The sequence below is a fragment of the Thalassolituus sp. genome (assembly GCF_034111725.1).
Classification (GTDB): domain Bacteria; phylum Pseudomonadota; class Gammaproteobacteria; order Pseudomonadales; family Oceanobacteraceae; genus Thalassolituus.
In genome coordinates this window covers 70675-92051 of sequence record NZ_JAWUWR010000055.1, presented here as the reverse complement: position 1 = coordinate 92051, position 21377 = coordinate 70675, and the positions used below count along the sequence as shown (strand labels likewise).

Annotated in this window: 25 protein-coding genes; 9 read left to right on the top strand and 16 right to left on the bottom strand. The window is 44.5% G+C overall.

Annotation, left to right across the window (positions count from 1 at the left end):
- Positions 1–162: 162 nt before the first annotated feature.
- Complete coding sequence (locus UXZ23_RS09540; protein ID WP_320820354.1) at positions 163–2547, top strand: hypothetical protein; 2385 nt, start codon at positions 163–165, stop codon at positions 2545–2547.
- A gap of 51 nt (positions 2548–2598) precedes the next feature.
- Here UXZ23_RS09540 and UXZ23_RS09535 read toward each other — a convergent pair whose 3' ends face one another.
- Positions 2599–3168: a MarR family transcriptional regulator gene (locus tag UXZ23_RS09535; protein ID WP_320820353.1), complete on the bottom strand. Its 570-nt coding sequence runs from the start codon at positions 3166–3168 to the stop codon at positions 2599–2601.
- Between the two features lie 258 nt (positions 3169–3426).
- On the opposite strand from UXZ23_RS09535, the gene ectA reads away from it, so the two are divergent.
- The 6 genes from ectA to UXZ23_RS09505 all read left to right on the top strand — a co-directional run bounded on the left by ectA (position 3427) and on the right by UXZ23_RS09505 (position 9306).
- A complete protein-coding gene (gene ectA / locus UXZ23_RS09530; protein WP_320820352.1) occupies positions 3427–4068 on the top strand; it encodes a diaminobutyrate acetyltransferase in 642 nt (213 codons plus the stop codon).
- A 5-nt stretch (positions 4069–4073) separates the two neighbouring features.
- On the top strand, positions 4074–5339 hold the full coding sequence (gene ectB / locus UXZ23_RS09525) for a diaminobutyrate--2-oxoglutarate transaminase (protein ID WP_320820351.1): 1266 nt from the start codon (positions 4074–4076) through the stop codon (positions 5337–5339).
- A 19-nt stretch (positions 5340–5358) separates the two neighbouring features.
- Entirely contained in the window at positions 5359–5757 is a 399-nt protein-coding gene (locus UXZ23_RS09520) for an ectoine synthase (RefSeq protein ID WP_320820350.1), read from the top strand.
- A gap of 69 nt (positions 5758–5826) precedes the next feature.
- On the top strand, positions 5827–7317 hold the full coding sequence (locus UXZ23_RS09515) for an aspartate kinase (RefSeq protein ID WP_320820349.1): 1491 nt from the start codon (positions 5827–5829) through the stop codon (positions 7315–7317).
- A complete protein-coding gene (locus UXZ23_RS09510; RefSeq protein ID WP_320820348.1) occupies positions 7293–8240 on the top strand; it encodes a tetratricopeptide repeat protein in 948 nt (315 codons plus the stop codon). The genes UXZ23_RS09515 and UXZ23_RS09510 overlap by 25 nt, the downstream gene beginning before the upstream one ends.
- A gap of 202 nt (positions 8241–8442) precedes the next feature.
- Complete coding sequence (locus UXZ23_RS09505; protein ID WP_320820347.1) at positions 8443–9306, top strand: patatin family protein; 864 nt, start codon at positions 8443–8445, stop codon at positions 9304–9306.
- A 15-nt stretch (positions 9307–9321) separates the two neighbouring features.
- On the opposite strand, the gene hemW is transcribed toward UXZ23_RS09505, so the two are convergent.
- The 10 genes from hemW to UXZ23_RS09455 form a co-directional block, all read right to left on the bottom strand.
- The gene (gene hemW, locus UXZ23_RS09500; protein WP_320820374.1) at positions 9322–10422 is read right to left on the bottom strand and encodes a radical SAM family heme chaperone HemW; all 1101 of its coding nucleotides are present in this window, start codon (positions 10420–10422) and stop codon (positions 9322–9324) included.
- 52 nt (positions 10423–10474) lie between these two features.
- Positions 10475–10801: a hypothetical protein gene (locus UXZ23_RS09495; protein ID WP_320820346.1), complete on the bottom strand. Its 327-nt coding sequence runs from the start codon at positions 10799–10801 to the stop codon at positions 10475–10477.
- Between the two features lie 78 nt (positions 10802–10879).
- A complete protein-coding gene (gene rdgB / locus UXZ23_RS09490; protein WP_320820345.1) occupies positions 10880–11479 on the bottom strand; it encodes an RdgB/HAM1 family non-canonical purine NTP pyrophosphatase in 600 nt (199 codons plus the stop codon).
- A gap of 37 nt (positions 11480–11516) precedes the next feature.
- Positions 11517–11984 carry a DUF4426 domain-containing protein gene (locus tag UXZ23_RS09485; protein WP_320820344.1) on the bottom strand — a complete coding sequence of 156 codons (468 nt, stop codon included), beginning with the start codon at positions 11982–11984 and terminating at the stop codon, positions 11517–11519.
- Between the two features lie 4 nt (positions 11985–11988).
- Positions 11989–12591 (bottom strand): methionine biosynthesis protein MetW, encoded by a 603-nt coding sequence (gene metW, locus UXZ23_RS09480; RefSeq protein ID WP_320820343.1) that lies wholly within the window; start codon positions 12589–12591, stop codon positions 11989–11991.
- On the bottom strand, positions 12588–13751 hold the full coding sequence (metX, locus tag UXZ23_RS09475) for a homoserine O-succinyltransferase MetX (protein ID WP_320820342.1): 1164 nt from the start codon (positions 13749–13751) through the stop codon (positions 12588–12590). Before metX ends, metW begins: the two co-directional genes overlap by 4 nt.
- Positions 13752–14084: 333 nt before the next feature.
- Positions 14085–14378, bottom strand: coding sequence for a DUF167 family protein (locus tag UXZ23_RS09470; RefSeq protein ID WP_320820341.1), 294 nt, complete (start codon positions 14376–14378; stop codon positions 14085–14087).
- 3 nt (positions 14379–14381) lie between these two features.
- Positions 14382–14969: a YggT family protein gene (locus tag UXZ23_RS09465; protein WP_320820340.1), complete on the bottom strand. Its 588-nt coding sequence runs from the start codon at positions 14967–14969 to the stop codon at positions 14382–14384.
- A gap of 96 nt (positions 14970–15065) precedes the next feature.
- A complete protein-coding gene (gene proC, locus UXZ23_RS09460) occupies positions 15066–15884 on the bottom strand; it encodes a pyrroline-5-carboxylate reductase (protein ID WP_320820339.1) in 819 nt (272 codons plus the stop codon).
- A gap of 64 nt (positions 15885–15948) precedes the next feature.
- Positions 15949–16635: a YggS family pyridoxal phosphate-dependent enzyme gene (locus UXZ23_RS09455; RefSeq protein ID WP_320820338.1), complete on the bottom strand. Its 687-nt coding sequence runs from the start codon at positions 16633–16635 to the stop codon at positions 15949–15951.
- 159 nt (positions 16636–16794) lie between these two features.
- Here UXZ23_RS09455 and UXZ23_RS09450 point away from each other — a divergent pair, with 159 nt between their 5' ends.
- Positions 16795–17829: a type IV pilus twitching motility protein PilT gene (locus UXZ23_RS09450; RefSeq protein WP_320820337.1), complete on the top strand. Its 1035-nt coding sequence runs from the start codon at positions 16795–16797 to the stop codon at positions 17827–17829.
- Between the two features lie 12 nt (positions 17830–17841).
- On the top strand, positions 17842–18957 hold the full coding sequence (locus UXZ23_RS09445; protein ID WP_015488610.1) for a PilT/PilU family type 4a pilus ATPase: 1116 nt from the start codon (positions 17842–17844) through the stop codon (positions 18955–18957).
- A gap of 66 nt (positions 18958–19023) precedes the next feature.
- Here the strand turns inward: UXZ23_RS09445 and moaE are convergent, their stop codons facing one another.
- Genes moaE through UXZ23_RS09420 form a run of 5 tightly spaced genes read right to left on the bottom strand, consistent with a single transcriptional unit; the run spans position 19024 to position 21376 of the window.
- Positions 19024–19497, bottom strand: coding sequence for a molybdopterin synthase catalytic subunit MoaE (gene moaE / locus UXZ23_RS09440; RefSeq protein ID WP_320820336.1), 474 nt, complete (start codon positions 19495–19497; stop codon positions 19024–19026).
- 1 nt (position 19498) lies between these two features.
- Positions 19499–19747 (bottom strand): MoaD/ThiS family protein, encoded by a 249-nt coding sequence (locus UXZ23_RS09435; protein WP_320820335.1) that lies wholly within the window; start codon positions 19745–19747, stop codon positions 19499–19501.
- A complete protein-coding gene (moaC, locus tag UXZ23_RS09430) occupies positions 19744–20232 on the bottom strand; it encodes a cyclic pyranopterin monophosphate synthase MoaC (protein ID WP_320820334.1) in 489 nt (162 codons plus the stop codon). Before moaC ends, UXZ23_RS09435 begins: the two co-directional genes overlap by 4 nt.
- A gap of 6 nt (positions 20233–20238) precedes the next feature.
- On the bottom strand, positions 20239–20781 hold the full coding sequence (gene moaB, locus UXZ23_RS09425) for a molybdenum cofactor biosynthesis protein B (RefSeq protein ID WP_320820333.1): 543 nt from the start codon (positions 20779–20781) through the stop codon (positions 20239–20241).
- A 1-nt stretch (position 20782) separates the two neighbouring features.
- Positions 20783–21376, bottom strand: coding sequence for a molybdenum cofactor guanylyltransferase (locus UXZ23_RS09420; protein WP_320820332.1), 594 nt, complete (start codon positions 21374–21376; stop codon positions 20783–20785).
- Between the last annotated feature and the right edge of the window lies 1 nt (position 21377).

Genomic DNA, 21377 nt, shown 5'->3' with positions numbered 1-21377 from the left:
TCGGTTTTGAGACAGCTTCATTGATCTGACAGCAATTCAAAAATTGGTAGAGCTATTTATAGCCTGATAGCTCGGGAAGTGGTTATAGTTTATGCCAAATCTAATGCAAACTCGACAAATCAATATTGGTACCGAAGCATTGGAAACTGTGAAGGAAGAGTTATGAATAGGGGTTACCAAAGTTGTACGGTTGATGATCTTGCTGAAAGTATAAAGAAGGCAGGTGGCGAGTGTGTGTTCCTCATTGGTGCTGGGTGCTCTAAAAGTTCTGGTATTCCCTTGGCCAATGAACTGATTAATGAAATTAAGGAGCGACACCGTGAGGTTTACGATGGTTCAGTAAGCAAGAGTTATAATGATTTAATGGGGAAGTTGAACGTTGAAGATCGAGACAGACTTATAATTAATCATATTGATAAAGCGAGAATTAATTGGGCTTATCTTGCTTTAGCAAAATTGTTTCTAAAGAATCATATAAGCAGAATTCTAACGGTTAATTTTGACCCCTTGATTCTCCGCGCCTGCTCAATGGTTGGTTGCTTTCCTGCAGTATATGATTTAGCAGTTTCTAAAACTTTTAATGAAAAGCGTATTGTAGCTAAGTCAGTTTTCTATCTTAATGGCCAGCATACTGGATTTGTAATGCTAAATGGAGCTGATGAACTCAATGAGCACAAAAAAACATTAGAAGAAATTGTTAGAAATACTGGTAGTAAAATTATATGGGTTGTCATTGGGTATAGTGGTGAGGCTGATCCTTTATCCGAGGTCCTCGATGAAATGGCGAAAACATCGGGGTTTGATCGAGGTTTATACTGGGTTGACTATAGTAATAAGCCGTCAGCGTCTCAAGAAAAATTCCTAAAAAATAAGAGTACTTATTTTTTAGGTGGGCAGAGTGCGGATGATTTTATGACTAAGTTAGCACAGAAGCTTGACTGCTTTCCACCTTCGATATTGTTAAATCCATTTAATCATATGGAAAATTTACTTACTGAAAATATTGATTTTTCTACAGGTGGTTTGTATGCGGAATTTCTCTTGCGTGGCTGGAAGGCGATGCTCGATGAGGCTAAAAAAAGTACTCTTGAAATGCTTTCTGAAATTAGTTTTAAAACGTTGATTTTAAAAGGGGAGTATCAACAAGTAATCGACGATTGGATTGATAATGGAAGTTGTTTTTCAATAGAAAAGCGAATTGATGTTGCTTGGGCTTATTTGCTTAAAGGTAATTATATTCTTGAATCTTCGAAAAGTATTAAGATAGATAATTCTTCCGATCGTAGTCGATTATTTTCTGAATCTAAAATGGCATACTTGCAGGCTTTGAAAGTAAATCCAAATATGTACGAAGCATTCTATAATCTTGCCAATTTATTAGGAGATGAAGCTCAAAGTACCTTTCAATATGATCGAGAGAAGTCTATAAACTTTTGGTCCGAATCGAAAGAGAATTTTCGATGTGCTATTAAGTTTGGACCAGACGACTATGAAATCTATCATAATTTTGGAGTTGTTTTAACGCAGCAAGTAGTTTGTCTTATCTCTATTGGTTTGCATGAAGGTATTGAACAGCTATTATCCGAGGCGGAGGCTAATTTTTCAAATGCCAGTCAACGGATACGTAGTGATGAAATTTCTACATTAGCATTGTATGAGAATAGCAGGGATTTGGGTTATTTATATTATGTCAAGGCAGGTTTTATAGGAGCTTCTGATTTACAGGAATGTCGACATTTATTCGGTCAAGCAAGAAATGAATATCAGCGGGCTTTGTCTGTTAAAGTGAATGACGCAGAAGTTGTTTATTTATATGCGAAATCATTGGGAGGAGAGGCAGACCAGCTGCTTCCTAATAACCCTAAAGCGGCTCTTTTTTTATGGATGGCTGCAGAGGAGAAACTTCAATTAGCTATAAAAATTGAATCTGATAATTATGAGATGCACTTATATTTAGGATATTTGCTTGGGTGTATTGCTAAATCGTTGATCTTAGAGAATTTAGAACGATCTCGTCGTAACTGGCGGGCTGCGGAAAATGCTTATTATCAAGCCTTTCAAATTAATCCTGACAGGCTTGAAGCTCTATATAATTGGGGAAATTTATTGAGTGAAGAAGCTCAATTTTTAATTGATATTAATCCAGTAGATGCCTATCGTCTTTTTCTTGAAGCGGAAGAAAAATACCGGAGAGCGCTACAGATAGAACCAGGTAATAGTGATGTTCTTTACGATTATGGATATTCTCTGAGTATAAAGGCTATGTTTGTTAATTCAGAAAATCCTGATGAGGCTGACCGGCTAACTGCTACGGCTAGTGCTTATTTTAGTAGTTGTAGTGAAAAGATTGGACCAGTGATAGCCATAAATCTAGCCAAATTTTGGTCAATGAAAAAAGATGTAAGTAAGTGTGTTTTTTGGTTGAATTGCGCTCTAAAACATAATGGCCTCTCTAAAGCTCATATTGATAGTGATGAGGGCTTTGACGGGATAAGAGGGGCTACTGAATTTCAAGTTTGGTACGAGGAAGCCTTCGGAGTTGTGTAAGGTTGTGATAGGGCGCTCCTTAAAAAGCCCCCTTTTTTGCATAATCAGTGATTAATGACTCGGATCAATTCGATCTAGCTGGCCTAGATCAAGTACCGGTGATGCATCTATGTGTTGTGCATCCATCATATAGGCCACACGCTCAAGTGCGGCCAGTATCATGGTTTGCTCCCAGTCGTGCAGATCTTGGAATTGTTGCACGAAGCTCTCTTGTAGCGGCTTCGGCGCATTCAGCAACGCCGCATCAGCTTCGGGGGTGAGATACACGAAGACTTTGCGTTTATCGACGCTACCGCGTTCGCGTTTCACAAAATTACGCTTTTCTAAGCGATCAATAATGGTGGTCACGGTTGCCTGTGACAGGCTGATCTTGCGCGCTAATTCGCCCACCGTCAGTTCTGAATGTAAACGCAATGTCTGCAATATCAGTAGTTGCGGGGATGTTAGCCCAGAGATCTTACTTAACTTTTTCGAGTGCATGTCCGTTGCGCGGATAATTCGTCGCAGGGATACCAACACTTCATCGTATCGATTCATATCGTCTTTGTAGGCTTTAGAAATTGGCGGCGTGGGTATTTTAGCGGTTTTCTTATCTATAGAGTACGAAATATTTGCGGTCATGCTGACTCCTGATCCTCTTCGGATCACCATTGCGGCTAAATTGATGTGCCTAATTGAATAGACGTCTATGTATATTGTTTCGTTTTTTGTACGAAAAAAGTCTTATTTAATGTGATATTGCATCGTGATTGTGCGTTATTTTTGCCAATAAATGACACCTTCATGATTCTGGTGCGTTATTTTGCTGTGTTGAAAGCATACATGTTTAGTGTTGTAAATAAAATCAAACGGTGTTAAATTGTTTCGTGTACTAAGCAAATGACTGAGTACGTAATGGTGCGGGCGATCAAAAGCCACACCGGTACGCGGACTCTGATGAATGTTATGAACCAGTCTCTGGCTCAGAAAAACGCAACAACGAATACAGAACAAAGCATTATCACCATGCGTAAGCCCAATCCCGAGGACGGATCTACCGTTCACCAGCTGATTGGCCGCTGTAAGCCTCTTGATGAAAATTCTATGTATTGCAACTTGTTGCAGTGCTCTCATTTTCGCGACACGTGTGTGATCGCGGAGCAAGGCGGCTTAGTTGTTGGTTTTGTTTCGGGTTATTTCTTACCCGACCAGCCAGACACCTTGTTTGTTTGGCAGGTAGCAGTAGGTGAAGAAGCTCGCGGCCAAGGCTTGGCCAGCCGCATGCTTTCTAAATTATTGACTCGCCATTACGGTCGAGTTCGCCATCTTCACACGAGTATCACGACTGGCAATGATGCCTCGTGGAACACGTTCAAAAAGCTTTCTCGAGAAAATGATGCGCCTCTAAATACGCGTGTCATGTTCGATCGAGAGCAACATTTCGGTGGCCAGCATGATACAGAAATGCTGGTTCATATCGGTCCTTTTAAAGCGTTTGTCGGTAGTAAATCTACGACAAGCCGCGCACATCTTCAGGAGTAAAATTTATGGGTATTTATAAAGATATTGAATCGAACGTTCGTGGTTACTGTCGTTCATTTCCGGTGACATTTAAAACCGCCAAAAATGCACTTCTGACGGATGATCAGGGCACAGAATATATCGACTTTTTGGGTGGAGCTGGCACGTTAAACTACGGCCATAACAATCCAAAATTTAAAGAGGCGCTCATCGAATATATTGAGAGTGACGGTATTACTCATGGTTTGGATATGCATACCGAAGCCAAGGGTGCGTTTTTGGAAACCTTCCGTGACTTGATCCTTGAACCGCGTGATATGAACTACAAGGTTCAATTTACTGGTCCTACAGGTACTAACGCGGTTGAAGCTGCATTGAAAATTGTGCGCATGAATACTGGTCGCTCAACGGTTGTTTCGTTTACCAACGGTTTTCATGGCGTGACTCAAGGCGCTGCTGCGGTTACCGCCAATGGCTACTATAAAAAGTCGATTGGTATGGAATTACCTGGTGTGCAGTTTATGCCATTTGACGGTTACCTTGGCGACTTTAATACGCTGTCGTATTTTGAAAAAGCGTTAAAAGATAAGTCATCAGGTTTAGGTCATCCTGCCGCAGTCATTGTTGAGTGTATTCAAGGTGAGGGCGGGTTAAACGTCGCCAGTAAAGAGTGGATGCAAGGCTTGCAAGACCTATGTAAGCGCTATGAAATGTTATTAATCGTTGATGATATTCAAGCGGGCTGTGGCCGTAGTGGCACATTCTTTAGCTTTGAAGAATTTGGTATTCAGCCAGATGTCATTACTTTATCTAAATCACTCAGCGGTTACGGTTTGCCGTTTGCGTTAGTGTTATTAAAAGAAGAACTTGATACTTGGTCGCCAGGTGAGCACAACGGTACATTCCGCGGTAATAACCATGCATTCGTAACGGCACGTCGTGCGCTAGAGTGCTATTGGGCTGATGATACTTTTAGTAAATCAGTACAACATAAAGCCAGCATTATTCGTCGTCGCTTAAAAGAAATTCAAGCAGAGCACGGTGGTCAATTGAAGCACAAGGGTCGTGGCATTATGCAGGGCCTAGAATGTGCAAATGGTGAAGTTGCTGGAAAAATTACGGAACTGGCATTTACCCGTGGTTTGATTATTGAAACCAGTGGTTCGGATAGCCAAGTAGTTAAGATCTTAACACCACTGACGATTGAAGAAGATCAGTTGTTGAAGGGCCTCGAAATTTTGGAGTCATGTATTGGCGATGTCATGGCCGAGCAAATTTCAAAAGCATCTTAATTTAGAGGACTAAAGAAACATGATTGTACGTACATTAAAAGACTGTAAAAACTCTGAGCGCGCAATAAATGGTGGCACTTGGGAGAGTGTTCGTATGTTGTTGAAAAACGATAATATGGGTTTTTCATTTCATATCACCACCATCTTTGCCAATACCGAAACACCGATCTGGTATCAAAATCATTTGGAGTCGGTTTATTGCATGAGTGGGCGCGGTGAGGTTGAAACGGTAGCGGATGGTAAAATCTATCCGATTGAACCTGGCACATTGTACATTTTAGATAAAAACGATAATCACCTGTTACGCGCTACTGAAGATATGGAAATGGCGTGCGTGTTTAATCCACCGCTAAATGGTAAAGAAATTCACGATGAGAATGGCGTGTACGCGTTAGATGGTGAAGCCTTGGCAGATTGACGTCCTGAAATCATCTCCCTCAGCGGGCGATATAAACTTATTCAATAAGAAATTTCAGGAAATAAAATAATGACCAGTATGAAGAAAAATTCGAATCGCGGTTTCAATAATATCCATAGTGTGGAGAAAATTGGCGGCACTTCGATGAGCAGTTACAACGATGTTTTAAATAATATCTGGTTGCGTAAGCAAGTACCATATAGCCAAGATGCCACGTCTTATTATCAACGTATTTTCGTGGTTTCGGCATACTCGGGTTTAACCAACGCTCTGCTTGAACATAAAAAAACCGGTGAGCCTGGAGTGTATGCTCTGTTTGCTGAAATGGATGAAAATCGTCCTTGGCAAGATAAGCTAAACGAAGTCATGCAGATGATGTTGGATATCAACGCAGATATGTTTGCTGAGCATAAACTGGTGCGTAAACGTGCCGATCAATTTATTCAAGGACGTATGGCGGATGTTAAAGATTGCCTAGAAAATCTTGAGGTAGTTTGTTCTTTTGGCCACTTCCATTTAGATGATCACCTTCATCGTGTTCGCGAGATGCTTAGTGCAATGGGTGAAGCGCACAGTGCTTATAACTCAGTGCAGCTGTTGCGATTGCATGATGTGAATGCACGTTTTATTGATTTAACCAACTGGCGTTCAGATACACAAAAATCATTTGATGAACATATTACTTATGCATTTTCTGATGTTGATCTAGCGACGGAGATGCCGATTGTTACTGGTTATACCCAGTGCCGTGAAGGTTTAATGAGTACCTATGATCGCGGTTACAGCGAAATGACCTTCAGTAAAATCGCGACGGTAACTGGTGCGCGTGAAGCGGTGATTCATAAAGAATATCACTTGAGTACCGCCGACCCTATGCTGGTTGGTGCGAACAATGTGCAGCCTATCGGTTTAACAAATTACGATGTGGCCGATCAGCTAGCCAACTTGGGTATGGAGGCTATCCATCCTCGCGCTGCAGCAGGTTTACGTAAAAAGAATATTATTTTACGTGTAAAAAACACCTTTGAGCCTGAGCACAATGGTACGGAAATTCGTAATGACTACAGTAGCAAAAAGCCGAAGGTAGAAATCATTGCTGGTGCACGTAACGTCTGGGGTTTAGAGATTTTCGATCAAGATATGGTCGGCGACTCTAGCTACGGCCAGAAAATGAATGATCTCGTTCTGGAATCTGGCGTACGGGTATTAACTAAAGACTTTAATGCTAATACAGTTACTTTTTATCTGAAAGGCAATAAACGACGGATTAATTGGTTGATGGATCGTTTACAACAAGCGTATGTGGAAGCCGATATTCGTGTTGAAAAATTAGCCTTAGTTAGTGCAATTGGTAGTGATATGAAAGTGCCTGGCTTATTAAAGTCGGCTACTGCTGCATTGTCAGATGCGAACGTAAATATACTGTCGGTACACCAAGCAATGCGTCAGGTTGACATGATGTTTTTAGTTGCTGACCAAGACTATGGCACGGCTGTGAAAGCCTTGCATTCCCAACTAGTGGAGCATTGTGATTCATGGGTAGCAGAACAAACAGCGTAATAAAAGTTGCTCTGCATTTAATGCTTTCGATGTTGTTGTTTGTTTCTGCCTTGGTTCTTTTACCGACTCGTGCTCATGCTGAGCCGGTAAATGATCAAGCTGAAGCAATAACGCATGAGCAAAGCGTTGCCCAAGCAGAAGAAACAATTAATTCACTACAAGCACCTTTATATAGCGCTTTTACTGAGCGCTATTTATTAGATGAAGTAAAAAATTTACGGCAAATGATCGCCGATACCCATCTTGAGTTGACTGAAAAAGTGGTTGACCGTGAGTTGAGTGTTGCGGATAAAGCGCTGGCATATGCAACCGATACCGTAACCTATTTCTTTTATCTAATTGCGGGTGCTTCAACTCTACTGGTCTTAGTGGGTTGGAATTCTTTACGAGAAATTAAAGAGCGTGTGGGCACACTCGCTAATGAAGAAATAAAACGTATAACAGATTCCTACGAAGCTCGCTTAGATAAACTAGAGCGCGAGTTACACCATAAATCGCGTCATATTGCAGCGACCCAAGAAGAGATTGAATTAACCAATGAGGTTCATTCTCTGTGGCTTAAAGCTTCACAAGAAGCTAGCCCGCAAAGCAAAATTGCTATCTATGATCAAATTCTTGAAGTACGTCCTGATGATCTTGAGGCATTAACCTACAAGGCGGATGCCGCATTGGGTATGGGGCAAACGCAATGGGCTACTAGCCTAGCTAATCGTGCGTTATCTATTGATCCTGATAATAGCCATGCCTTGTATCAGCGGGCTTGTGCGCATGCTGAGAGTGGCTATGTAGACGAAGCGCTACGAGACTTGGAAAGCGCTATTGCGCAGTCAGAGACGCTACGCGAACAAGCAGGCATTGATGCAAGTTTTGAAAGTTTGCAAGATGTAGCTTTATTTAAGCAGTTGGTCGTTACTCGGGAGTAGTCACTGTTCGGTGTTTTCAGTCTTTGCGCTGATTGCACCGCGCTATATCCTTGTTATTGGCCTCTTTGTCTTACCTGTGCTGGTTTTATGCTGTATAAAAACTATCACCTCGATAAAATTTATTAAATATCGTAAACCGAGTCCTAGGTTTACTCTGCAGAACTACTCTGTGTAATGTTCTACTTTCCCATGGAGGTCCGCTATGACGTCTCCTCGTTCAGCTCTCGTCGTCGAGGGCGGCGCAATGCGTGGCATTTTTGCCAGTGGTGTGCTCGATACTCTTATGCTTGCAGGCCATGAAGACTTTGACTTTGCTATCGGCGTATCAGCCGGCGCAACCAATTTAACCGGTTATATCAGTCATCAACCTGAACGCAGCAAGCGTGCGATTTTGGAATATGCACGTCAGCGTGAATTCTTTAATCCTGTGCGTTTTTTTCGTGGTGGGCATCTCACTGATATTCATTGGTTGTGGAATTACGCAAACCAACAGTTACCGCTAGCGTCTGAGCAATTTAACGATGCTATTCCTATGTATGCCGCTATTACTCATGTGGAAACTGGTAGCGCACATTACATTCGTGTCACTGCAGAAAATGTTCACGACTTAATGGTGGCTACGTGTGCAATCCCATTTGCCTATCGAGATCAGCCACTCGTTAATGGAGAATACTATGTGGATGGTGGTGTAGCGGATTCAATTCCCGTACGCCAAGCCTATAACATGGGAGCGAGAGATATCACCGTGGTGTTATCGCGTCCGCGTGGATATCGGAAAAAGCCAGCGTCGTCACAGTGGATGATGGAACGATTAATTGGCTATAACTCCAGTAACTCTCAGTTGCTCAGCGCTATGCTGTTTCGTAGTGATGACTACAATGCCAGTTTGGATTTTATTGATAATCCGCCGGATGATTGTATCGTACATGTGATTGCACCGCCGCCAGAATTCAATGTGAGTCGTTTAACCATGAAGTTAGATAGATTAACGGCTGGATATGAGATGGGAAAAAACGGTGGATTAAATTATTTACGAGAAGTATCACAGCTACACCAAGTGGCGTAGCTGGTGAATACTGAGTTACTTATCTTCGGTTAAAAATAAGGATAATAAATTGTTGAGATATTGTTGTCCTTTGTCGCTAGCATAAATTCTATCATCGATATGCAATAAGCCAAGTTGCTGAGCTTTTCTTACAGGATCTTCGACAGCAGACAGCAATAATCCGGTACGCTCTTCAAAATCTTTAACCGAAATGCCTTCTTTTAGCCGTAGTGCGTTCATTAAACACTCTAAGCCAATATCTTGAGCGACAATGGATTCCATGGTTGTGGCGCGTAAGGTATCTGGGTTTAAGTAATCTTTCGGTAAGCGAGTTTTTTGTGTGCGGAAAATCTCACCGCTGTCGGCTAGCGTAATCTTTCCATGAGCACCGGCCCCAATCCCTAGATAATCCCCAAATTGCCAGTAATTCACGTTGTGGCGCGCTTGTTTGCCCGGTTTACTAAAGGCAGAGATTTCATAATGCTCGTAACCATTTTGCTGCAATAAAGCTAAACCAGCTTCTTGAATGTCCCAAAGGGTATCGTCTTCCGGCAGTGTTGGCGGGCGTTTATAAAACTCGGTGTTGGGTTCAATGGTGAGTTGATACCACGACAAATGGTTGGGCTTAAAACTCAACGCTTGGTTCAGATCATCTAATGCTTGCTCAATGGTTTGATTAGGCAAACCATGCATTAAATCTAAATTGAAATTATCGAAACCTGCCAGATTGGCCATCTCTATCGCGCGTAACGCTTGATCACGATCATGCACTCGCCCTAAGCCTTGCAAGTGCTCAGGATTAAAACTTTGAATACCGATTGATAAGCGATTAATACCGAGTTTGCGGTAGGCGGAAAATTTCTCAGCCTCGAATGTACCTGGATTTGCTTCCAAGGTAATTTCAATGTCGGCAGCAAAGGTTAAACGCTGCTGCAGACCTGCAAACAAGCGTTCATAAGCTGCTGCTGATAATAAGCTGGGCGTGCCACCGCCAAAAAATATGCTCTGGATTTCACGCCCTTGCACCCAAATAAGATCGCGATCTAAATCGGCGAGTAGGGCGTTGATGTATTCAGCTTCGGGTAGCTCGACATCTGCTTTGTGTGAGTTGAAGTCACAATAGGGGCATTTGCGTATTCACCACGGGACGTGAATGTCGAGACGGAGTGGTGGTAGGGTCATCAGACTTTCAGGCCGTAACTGACTGCTCGATGGCTTCAAGTAATCCAGCTATTTTTGCATCCTGTTGGTTTTTTTCATGGGTTAAGCGTACGTTGTCTTTTTTCGCTGATTCCAGTTGTTGCTGTAACGCTGATAGTGCGGTGTCGCGGTGCTCTAAACGCTCTGCTGCTTCAAAAAGTTGCGTGTCTGCATCGGCTAGCTTCATACGCAGTTGAGCAAGCTCTTCGCAGCCTTCTTCTAGTTCTTTTGTTAAGTTGTCACGTTCGCTGCGCAGTGTTTCTAATGCATAAATAGCGTCTAAAACTTTGCTTTCGAGTTGTTCTAAAATATCCAAGGAAATGTGCCTGTTGTGTCGCTGTTGTCGAGGAAGGTGCAGCCGACTATTGGGCTGCGATATAAATAACTGGCGTTGTTAAAGACGCCAGCGTTGCAATACTTCTTTAATCGCTTGGCCACGATGAGACAGCTGATTTTTACGCTCTTTGCTTAGGCTCGCGGCGGTACAGCCTTCGCTCGGCACATAAAACACAGGATCGTAGCCAAAGCCCTCAGTACCGGCGGCTTGGTTAACAATTCGGCCTTCCCAGCAGCCTTGAAACACTTGTGGTGTTGGATCTTCGGCGTGACGCATATAAACGAGTACACATTGAAAACGGGCTTTGCGTTGTTCTTCAGGAATGCCAGTTAAAGCGGTTAATAATTTTTCATTGTTGGCCATGTCACCTTGGCCAGAGTAGCGCGCACTGTATATACCCGGTGCGCCCTGCAATATATCCACTTCCAACCCCGAATCGTCAGCTAAGGCTGGTAAGCCGGTGATGGCGCAGGCGTGCCGTGCCTTTAGAATGGCGTTTTCTACAAAGCTAAGGCCAGTTTCTTCGGCATCATCGACACCTAAGGTTGTCTGCGGAATCAGCTCGACATTGGCATTGGCGAAGTGCTGCGTGAACATAGCTGAAAATTCACGCAGCTTTCCTACATTGCCACTGGCCAATACGATTTTGGTGGTCATATTTTTCGTTCGCTCAATCTATCGGAATTCGATAACACTATTCTTGATAAAATTGCTGACTAAAAGTGACATCAAAAGTACGTGGTTGGCCTTCTGGTGTCGCTTTTAGGTCAATTGTGTACATGTCTTTATCGTCAAAGCGGAAGGTCGAAATGTAATACACCGCATTAGTTTCTCGAATTTCACGAAATTCAAGTTCACGCAGCTGACCAATTAAATTACGGATAGTCCCCGTCAGTTTTGCTCCAACAGGCACAGCTAATTCACCGCCTTCGTCCTTAAGGACAGAGATGCTTAAATAACCTAACGAGCGAGAGCGCGGGATGTTGTATGCCGCAGCAGCGTCTTCAGGTAAAAAGCTCGAATTTAAACCAATGTAGTGAACTTCATATTTACCAAAAACCTTTTTCTGTTCACCGGTATCAGCGGCTTGTGCACTAGCGCTCAATAAAACAAGAACAGCAGCAATAAAGTGAGCAAATTGACGTAAGATTAGTGATTTCATCAGTCTATCTCCTTGTGATGTGGTAAACCGCAATCTCGCCCAACATAGCTGGCCATACTTGCATGCGCCAGTGTTCTTTATGCTGATCGTCGACAACGGTTTTATTTAAAATACGAATACCTTTTCCCCGGCATAACACTTCAAAGTCACGGAAGGTACACATATGAATATTCGGAGTATCGTACCAGTTGTATGGCAATGTTTCCGACATCGGCATACGGCCTTTGAGCATAAGGTAAAAACGCGTGCGCCAGTAGCCAAAGTTAGGAAAGGTGACAATAGCCTCTTTGCCAATGCGTAGCATTTCATCTAACAGTAGGTCAGGGCGTTGTACCGCTTGCAGTGCTTGGGTCATTATGACCGTATCAATGCTGCTATCGCGAAAATTACTGAGGCCATTATCAAGATTTTGTTCAATAACATTAACACCGTTGCGAATACAGGCGGTAATTTTATCGTCGTCAATCTCTAAGCCATAGCCGCGTACATTTTTACTATCTTGAAGGTAGCGTAACAACGTACCTTCACCACAACCTAAGTCGAGAACTTGGCTGTTCGGTTTCACCCATTGTTGAATAATAGCGAGATCTTCGCGTAGGCCGCTCATGCGCTTACCTCCGGTAGATTGCAGCTTGTCGCCACGCGTTCCATGTAGGCATGGAATAAATTGAGATAGCGTGGAATGGGCAGCAAGAAGGCGTCGTGGCCATTAGTTGATTCAATACAGGCATAACTGACGTTTTTATCAGCATGGGTTAATGCATTAACAATTTCTAACGAGCGCTCAGGTGCAAAGCGCCAATCGGTCGTGAACGAGATTACAAGAAAATCGCATTTAGACTGACTTAAACACTTTACTAAATCGTTGTCGTAGTCGCGGGCAGGGTCGAAGTAATCCAGCGCCTTAGTCATCAACATATAAGTGTTGGCGTCAAAGCGTGTGCTGAACTTTTCGCCCTGATAATGTAAGTAACTCTCGACCTCAAATTCAGGCGCAAAGCTGAAGTTCAATTTGCCTTCACGCAGTTCGCGGCCAAATTTTTCGCGCATGGCATCATCGGATAAATAGGTCAGGTGACCTAACATACGCGCCTGCATTAAGCCGGATTTAGGGATGGTACCGTGCTTGTGATACCAACCATCGTGGAAGTCCGGATCTTTAGCAATGGCCTGACGTGCGACTTCGTTGAACGCAATATTTTGCGCCGAAAGCTTAGGTGCAGAGGCAATGACGACGGCATGCTTAACACGATCAGGGTACTGTATAGACCAGCGCAATACCTGCATACCACCCAGAGAGCCACCGACCACTGCGGCCCATTGCTGGATGCCTAAAGCATCGGCTAAGCGTGCTTGGCTTTGTACCCAATCGCGTACCGCAACAATCGGAAACTCTGGGCCGTATACCTCCCCAGTCTCTGGGTTGATGCTGGTTGGTCCAGTGGAACCTGCGCAACCACCTAGATTATTCAACGCAACAACATAAAAACGGCGTGTATCAATGGGTTTGCCGGGGCCAATACACGAATCCCACCAACCGGGTTTTTTATCATCCATACTGTGATAGCCCGCCGCATGATGATCACCACTTAATGCATGACAAATCAAAATGGCATTAGAGCAATCGGCGTTCAGTTCACCGTAGGTTTCGTAGACAAGATCATACTGCGGCAACACACGGCCACTGCGTAACGTCAGAGGCTCATCGAAATGCTGTGTTCTCGGGCTGACCAGACCGACGGAATCATGAGGAATAACATCCGGCATCGAGGGTGGATATCCGTAACTAGGGGTTCAAATTTTAGCAGCGCAGTGTAGCAGGATTAAAGAGGGTTCTCATTCACTGTGTGAGGCGCTTTTCTCTGGGAGGGAAGCTGCTCGGGAATTCGAGTGGATTTGAAAAATTTTTGGGCGTATTCGGTGGGCTTGTAGGAGCGATTCAACGAACGCATTTTGTTCGTAGTCGCGATGAGCTCGAAAATATTATCACTGCTTTCTGCACTGCTCGCTGGCGCTCCCTGAGTACCTCCTACCAGGTCTCCGAGTAAATAAATCTTGAGAAATACATACCTTTTGTTTTATTGCGAAAAGAACCAGCAGCTACAACAAAACAGCCGCCAACGCCTCCGGTATCTTCTTTGGCTGCGATACTCGCACCCGCTTATGCTTATTCAACTCACCACTAATTAACTCAACATCACGCTTGCTGACACCAAACTGTTTGGCTAAGAAGGCAATCAGGGCAGCGTTGGCTTTACCTTCAATCGGGGCGGCTTTAATTCGGATTTTGATCGCTTCGCCGTATTCGCCGACAAACTCATCTTTACTGGCTTTCGGCTGGAGGTGGCAGGTGAGGATAAGATCCCCATCCTGCCATTGGTAGAAAAGATTCATGCTTTACAACATAAGGCCTGCGGGCATACCTACTGCTTGGGCTAGGGGGCCTAGTACGGCGATTTCAATCACTTGGATGCTTAGAAAGACAACAATCGGTGATAAATCTAATCCGCCCATGTCAGGTAGTATTTTACGGATTGGTCGAATGGCAGGTTCCAGTATTTGATTAATCAGTATTAGCGCTGGATTGTAGGAGTTAGGCGCAATCCAAGATGCAATAACTGTGATTAAAAGACCCCAAAAATAGATCTTTAAAATTAGCGAGAACAGGGCGACCGGTGCCCAAGGAATCATGGCGAGCCAGGGCAAGTTAATAGAACCTGTAGCGATAAAGACTAGTATGGCTAACAGCAGGTATTGAGTAATGAGTGCCAGCACGATAGAGGCTACATCTAAGCCGCCAAAACCCGGAATAACTTTACGCAGTGGAATCAGTGCTGGATTGGTGAAGCGCACAATAAACTGTGATAACGGGTTATAAAAGTCAGCGCGTACCAGCTGTAATAAAAACCGTAATACAACAATCAACAGAACCATGCTGCCTATTGTGTTGGCTAAAAGCATACCTACTTGAGACAAGGTGGACATGAAAACTCCATCAACTCTTAATTTATGCCAGTAGACTGGCGATGTTCTTAACATATGGGCACTGGCGGTAATTTACCAGTGCCTATCCTGCCTTATTCAGTCACCTAGCTGTTCGCTCAGTTCCGCGGCACGGTTGCAGGCGGATTTCATCGCGGCGCTAACGATGTCACGCAGGTGCGCGCCTTCGAAGGTGGCAATGGCTCGTTCGGTAGTGCCACCAGGTGATGTCACGCGACGGCGTAGTTCAGCGGGATTAACATCGGCATTCATGGCCATCTGTCCGGCTCCTAATGCCGTTTGCAATGTAAGCTTAGTCGCGGTTTCTTCACTTAAACCTAACTCTCGTCCTGCGGCGATCATTGCTTCCATGAGTAGGAAGTAATACGCCGGGCCACTACCGGATAGGGCGGTCACTGCGTCGATCTCTGCTTCGGTTTTCACCCACACGGTAATGCCGGTCGCTTGCAGTAGTGCATCGGCTTGGTTGCGTTGATCCAAGGTGACTTCACTACTGGCGAATAAGCCGGTAGCGCCAGTGCCTGTTAATGCCGGTGTGTTTGGCATTGAGCGCACAACGGATTTACAGCCACTCCATGCTTGCAGTGAGGGTAGGTTGATTCCCGCAGCAATGGATATGATCAGCGGCTGACGTGCCGACAAGGTCGCTTTTAGCGGCAGAAGAACGTCTTTCATCATTTGCGGTTTTACAGCCAATATGACAACACCGGCATTGGCGATGGCCTCTTGGTTGTCGGCGTGCGTGTTAACCGCAAATGTCTCGGCAAGCTTTTCTCGCTGTTCGGCACCTGGATCGCTGACGTGGATTAAGTCTGCGCTGATGTTACCTTGACGAATTAAGCCACCAATGATGCTGGTAGCCATGTTGCCGCCGCCAATGAATGCAATTTGAGTCATTTTTGTTCCTTGTATCTATTCGGCTGATAAGACAGGCCGTTGTTTTCTAGAGTAGCGGGTGTTGCTAATTACGTGCGCCAAAAATATCGGTGCCAATACGAACTTGGGTTGAGCCACAAGCGATGGCTAATTCTAGGTCTCCTGACATTCCCATCGACAAGGTGTCAGCTTCTGGAACGATTTGCTGAAGTTCCTGAAGAAGTTGCTGCATGCGTTCAAACTGATGGCGCAAGTGCTCTTCATTAGGAGTATCTTCAGGGATGCACATGAGACCACGCACCTTAAGCTTAGGCAACGATTGTAGCTGTTGAGCGAAGGTGGCAACGTCGTTTGTTGCGATGCCGGCTTTTTGTGGTTCGTCGCTGATATTGACCTGAATGAGGACATTCAGCGGTGGCAGGCTCTCTGGTCGTTGCTCATTGAGGCGCACGGCTATTTTTTCGCGATCAAGGGTTTCTAACCATTGGAAGTGATTAGCGACAGGGCGCGTTTTATTGGATTGCAGCGGACCGATGAAGTGCCACTCAATATCAGACAAGTGGCTTAGAGCGGTTATTTTGTCTAAGCCATCTTGGAGATAGTTTTCGCCAAAGCTCCGCTGTCCCATGCGATAGCATGCCTCGACCATCTCTGCAGGCTTGGTTTTGCTGACGGCTAAGAGGCACACATCACCGCGTGAGCGGCCACTGGCGTCACATGCGCTGTGTATTCGATTAACAACATGCTGGTATTGAGTTTCAATAGTAGACATTACAAAGGCTTTGTTTAGGATGTGTGGATTCAGTGAACCTGGTCAACGAATGCTAGTCTTGATCATGATACACCAGACATCAGCGAAACGGTCAGCGTAGGCTAGAGTCATCAAAGTTAGCGTTGCACCCGATAAGCATCTTTTTACATAGGAGTGGCTATGGATATTACCGAACTGTTGGCATTCAGCGCGAAGCAAGGCGCATCCGATTTACATCTTTCAGCTGATTTACCGCCGATGATTCGTGTAGACGGCGATGTGCGTCGAATTAATTTGCCGCCATTGGGCCATAAAGATGTACACGCCTTGGTGTACGACATCATGAACGATAAGCAGCGTAAGGATTTTGAAGAGTTCTTAGAAACCGACTTTTCGTTTGAAGTGCCAGGTGTTGCCCGTTTCCGTGTGAACGCCTTTAACCATAATCGCGGTGCGGGTGCTGTGTTTCGTACGATTCCGTCAAAGGTTTTGACGATGGACCAGCTAGGTATGGGGCAAGTCTTTAAAGACATGGCCAATATTTCACGCGGCATTGTGCTGGTGACTGGGCCTACAGGTTCAGGTAAGTCGACGACGTTAGCGGCTATGGTGGATTACATCAATGAAACCAAATACAACCATATTCTAACGGTTGAAGACCCGATTGAATTCGTACACGAATCCAAAAAAAGCCTGATCAACCAGCGTGAAGTACATCGCGATACTCTAGGTTTTAATGAAGCATTACGCTCGGCGTTACGTGAAGACCCTGACGTGATTCTCGTAGGTGAGATGCGCGACTTAGAGACCATTCGTTTGGCCTTAACCGCGGCAGAAACCGGTCACGTGGTATTTGGTACTTTGCATACCAGCTCGGCGGCAAAAACGATTGACCGTATTGTTGACGTGTTTCCGGCGGAAGAAAAATCAATGGTGCGCTCAATGTTATCCGAGTCGCTACAAGGCGTTGTGTCTCAGGGTTTGTTAAAGAAAAACGGCGGTGGTCGAATTGCGGCTCATGAAATCATGATTGGCACACCAGCGATTCGAAATTTGATTCGTGAAGACAAAGTGGCGCAAATGTACTCGTCGATACAGACTGGCGCGAGTTACGGTATGCAGACTATGGATCAGTGCTTGCAAAACATGGTCGGTAAAGGATTAATATCTCGTGAGACCGCACGAGAAAAAGCCAAAATGCCAGAAAATTTCTAGGAGTAGATCCGCGTGTCAATGGAAAAATTTTTACGGCTTATGGTCGAAAAGAGTGCCTCGGATTTGTTTATTACTGCAGGTGTGCCTCCTTCGATGAAGGTGCACGGTAAACTGGTGCCTTTAAATAAGACGGTATTGAGTGCTGAGCAAACCCGAGAAATTGTTGTTGGTATGATGAACGAACGTCAACAACACGAGTTCGAAGAAAAGAAAGAATTGAATTTTGCGGTTAATGCCTCTGGTATTGGACGTTTCCGTGCGAGTGCGTTTTTTCAGCGCAACACGGCAGGCATGGTGTTACGTCGAATCGAAACCCGTATTCCTAGCGTTGATCAATTGGGCTTACCCGACATTATTAAAGACTTATCAATGTCGAAGCGTGGTTTGATTCTATTTGTGGGGGCAACGGGTGCCGGTAAATCAACTTCGCTAGCCGCGATGATTGGTCATCGTAATCGTAATAGCAAAGGCCACATATTAAGTATCGAAGATCCGATTGAATTTATTCACCAGCATGACAATTGTATCGTTACCCAGCGCGAAGTGGGTTTGGATACTGAAACCTTTGCGGTTGCCTTAAAAAATTGTCTGCGTCAGGCGCCCGACGTCATCATGATTGGTGAGGTGCGTTCAGCAGAAACAATGGAGCATGCGATTACCTTCGCAGAAACCGGTCACTTGTGTTTGGCGACCCTGCACGGTAACAACGCTAACCAAGCACTGGATCGTGTTATTCACTTCTTTCCACAAGAACGTCATTCGCAAATTTGGATGGATTTGTCGCTTAACTTACGTGCAATCGTCGCTCAGCAATTAATTCCTACCCCTGACGGTCGTGGCCGTCGTGCCGTGGTGGAAGTGTTGCTGAACACACCTTTGGTGTCGGATTTGATTCGAAAAGGCGATGTACACGAATTGAAGGCTCTGATGGCGCGTTCAAACGAACTCGGCATGCAGACTTACGATCAAGCTCTTTATTCCTTGTACGAGCAAAGCGAAATCACTTACGAAGATGCAATTGCTCACGCTGATTCACCAAACGATTTACGTTTAATGATCAAGCTTGGTAATGAAACCAATGCGGATCGTTTTGATGGCTCTTCGAACAACTTGCGTTTGCAAGACTAAGTATCAATTAATGTAAGTTTGAAATAAAAAAACGCCGACTTTTCGGCGTTTTTTTATTTCATCAGGTTATTCAGGTTTGGCTTGGTGTCTCGTCCAAGCCTGTTTTGCTACTCGATCTTTTTGCTGGGTTTCAATCCAGTGAGCACCATCTGTTCGTGTTTCTTTCTTCCAAAATGGCGCGTCCGTTTTTAAATAATCCATAATAAATCGGCATGCATCAAAAGCAGCTTCGCGGTGAGCGCTGCTTACGCCGACAAAAACAATTTGCTCATTGATGCCGAGTTGACCTACGCGATGAATTAATCGCACATGGAAAATAGGCCAGCGCAGACGTGCTTGTTTAACGATGTCTTCTAGCGAACGTTCGGTCATGCCGGGATAGTGTTCAAGAAATAAACCGGTGACGTCACTGCCTTCGTTGCGATCACGTACGAGTCCGCTAAAAAATACAATCGCACCCGCTTGGGTATTTTGCTCGCATAGCGTCTGATATTCATTGGCGATATTGAAGTCGTCATTTTGCACTGCTATGAAATCCATTTTAGCCGCCAGTCATTGGTGGAAAAAGAGCGACTTCATCCGTACTGGTAATTAGCCATTGGTCATCGTGGCATAACACCTGATTAATAGCGGTTAATACTCGACCGGCCTCTATTTCATCGGCCAGTAGCGAGTGACGCTGTGAAATTACAGATTTTAGTGTTGCCAAATTAGACGGTTCAGGCAGCTCAATATCAATAAATGGTTGGCCAATATCGTCACGCAGGCGTGCAAACAACATTACCTTCATTGCGAAGCTCCGCTAACATGCCAGTGTCCAGATTTACCACCCACCTTTTCTAATACGCGGATGCCATCAATTTGCATGGCTGGATCTACTGCTTTGCACATATCAAATAATGTTAATGCAGCAACCGAAACGGCTGTTAATGCTTCCATCTCGACGCCAGTTTGGCCCGTTAATTTACACATGCTAACGATGCGTACACGGTTTTTATCTTGTTGGATTTCAAAATCAACTGCGACTTTCGACAACATTAACGGATGGCATAATGGAATTAAATTGGCACACTGTTTCGCTGCTTGAATGCCTGCAATGCGTGCCACACCAAACACGGCGCCTTTATGATGATTGCCACTAACGATTTTTTCTAGCGTAGCGGGCTGCATAGTAATAAAAGCCTCGGCTTGCGCCATGCGTACGGTTGGCGTTTTTTCGCTGACGTCGACCATACAGGCTTCGCCACGACTATCAATATGAGAGAACTCAGTCATAAATGATTACCCGCGTGTTTCACATTCGTTATCGACGTTCTTTAGACGTAGTGCGAAGTTACAAGGTTTATGTCGGCTGTCGATTTGGCTTTTAATAATCTTTTCCCAGCCCATTCGGCAGGCGCTGGTCGAGCCAGGAATGCAGAAAATTAAGGTGTCGTTTGCTAGTCCAGCCAATGCTCGGCTTTGAATGGTTGAAGTGCCAATGTCGTCGTATGACAACTGGCGAAATAGCTCACCGAAACCGTCGACGGTTTTATCAAATAAAGGTGCAGCTGCTTCTGGAGTTGAATCGCGCTCGGTAAAGCCAGTGCCGCCCGTAATAATAATAACTTGAGTTCGATCGTCTGCAATCCAGTGGCTCAATTGTGCGCGCATCTTATATACGTCATCGATCACAATTTTTTTATCACTAATATGATGTCCGCTAGCGGTAATGGCTTCTACTAAATATTGACCACTGGTATCTGTTTCTTCGGTACGACTGTCAGATACGGTTAAAACGGAAATTTGTAATGGTATAAATTCGTCGTTATAGGTTTTAGCCATATTAAATTCCTTTAAAACTGTGTGATGAATAGTGGCGGAATACGCGCTGCCATTCTTCGGGTGTATTGGCGTTTGCTAATAAGTTGCTATCGACGGGCAGCGCTAGTGCGTTAGCATTTTTTAATAGCCCAAGTACTGACCGTCGAGCGTCGGGATTTTCAAGTTGCTGCGCGATATATGAAGTGGTCGTATTATTAATGGGTAAATAACACGGTAAATAATGTTCTGAAAAATAGCTGGCGCACTGATGGTTTCGCCCGTGCTCTAATAATTCTGCTAGAAGGTCATTGGTTAAAAAGGGCAGGTCGACAGGAATAATCAGCAATGCGTTGGCTTCTGGGCGAGCATTGATAACCGCGGCTATACCACTTAGCGGGCCGAGATTGGATGTTTGGTCGGCAATGCAGCTGATATCTTGATTTATTTCATCTGGGCGAGTTGCACGGCTAATAACAACCTCATTTAATCCCAGATGATTTAATAGTTCGATACTGTGTTCTAGCAAGGTCTTACCATTCGGTAGAGACAGTAATGCCTTGTCTTGTCCCATGCGGCTGGATTGACCACCCGCGAGTACAACTCCAATGACATCCATA

Bases quoted from the DNA above. Each gene is read 5' to 3' on its own strand.
- UXZ23_RS09540 (WP_320820354.1), top strand. From the start codon at position 163: ATGAATAGGGGTTACCAAAGTTGTACGGTTGATGATCTTGCTGAAAGT.
- UXZ23_RS09535 (WP_320820353.1), bottom strand. From the start codon at position 3,168: ATGACCGCAAATATTTCGTACTCTATAGATAAGAAAACCGCTAAAATA.
- ectA (WP_320820352.1), top strand. From the start codon at position 3,427: ATGACTGAGTACGTAATGGTGCGGGCGATCAAAAGCCACACCGGTACG.
- ectB (WP_320820351.1), top strand. From the start codon at position 4,074: ATGGGTATTTATAAAGATATTGAATCGAACGTTCGTGGTTACTGTCGT.
- UXZ23_RS09520 (WP_320820350.1), top strand. From the start codon at position 5,359: ATGATTGTACGTACATTAAAAGACTGTAAAAACTCTGAGCGCGCAATA.
- UXZ23_RS09515 (WP_320820349.1), top strand. From the start codon at position 5,827: ATGACCAGTATGAAGAAAAATTCGAATCGCGGTTTCAATAATATCCAT.
- UXZ23_RS09510 (WP_320820348.1), top strand. From the start codon at position 7,293: ATGGGTAGCAGAACAAACAGCGTAATAAAAGTTGCTCTGCATTTAATG.
- UXZ23_RS09505 (WP_320820347.1), top strand. From the start codon at position 8,443: ATGACGTCTCCTCGTTCAGCTCTCGTCGTCGAGGGCGGCGCAATGCGT.
- rdgB (WP_320820345.1), bottom strand. From the start codon at position 11,479: ATGACCACCAAAATCGTATTGGCCAGTGGCAATGTAGGAAAGCTGCGT.
- UXZ23_RS09485 (WP_320820344.1), bottom strand. From the start codon at position 11,984: ATGAAATCACTAATCTTACGTCAATTTGCTCACTTTATTGCTGCTGTT.
- metW (WP_320820343.1), bottom strand. From the start codon at position 12,591: ATGAGCGGCCTACGCGAAGATCTCGCTATTATTCAACAATGGGTGAAA.
- metX (WP_320820342.1), bottom strand. From the start codon at position 13,751: ATGCCGGATGTTATTCCTCATGATTCCGTCGGTCTGGTCAGCCCGAGA.
- UXZ23_RS09470 (WP_320820341.1), bottom strand. From the start codon at position 14,378: ATGAATCTTTTCTACCAATGGCAGGATGGGGATCTTATCCTCACCTGC.
- UXZ23_RS09465 (WP_320820340.1), bottom strand. From the start codon at position 14,969: ATGTCCACCTTGTCTCAAGTAGGTATGCTTTTAGCCAACACAATAGGC.
- proC (WP_320820339.1), bottom strand. From the start codon at position 15,884: ATGACTCAAATTGCATTCATTGGCGGCGGCAACATGGCTACCAGCATC.
- UXZ23_RS09455 (WP_320820338.1), bottom strand. From the start codon at position 16,635: ATGTCTACTATTGAAACTCAATACCAGCATGTTGTTAATCGAATACAC.
- UXZ23_RS09450 (WP_320820337.1), top strand. From the start codon at position 16,795: ATGGATATTACCGAACTGTTGGCATTCAGCGCGAAGCAAGGCGCATCC.
- moaE (WP_320820336.1), bottom strand. From the start codon at position 19,497: ATGGATTTCATAGCAGTGCAAAATGACGACTTCAATATCGCCAATGAA.
- UXZ23_RS09435 (WP_320820335.1), bottom strand. From the start codon at position 19,747: ATGAAGGTAATGTTGTTTGCACGCCTGCGTGACGATATTGGCCAACCA.
- moaC (WP_320820334.1), bottom strand. From the start codon at position 20,232: ATGACTGAGTTCTCTCATATTGATAGTCGTGGCGAAGCCTGTATGGTC.
- moaB (WP_320820333.1), bottom strand. From the start codon at position 20,781: ATGGCTAAAACCTATAACGACGAATTTATACCATTACAAATTTCCGTT.
- UXZ23_RS09420 (WP_320820332.1), bottom strand. From the start codon at position 21,376: ATGGATGTCATTGGAGTTGTACTCGCGGGTGGTCAATCCAGCCGCATG.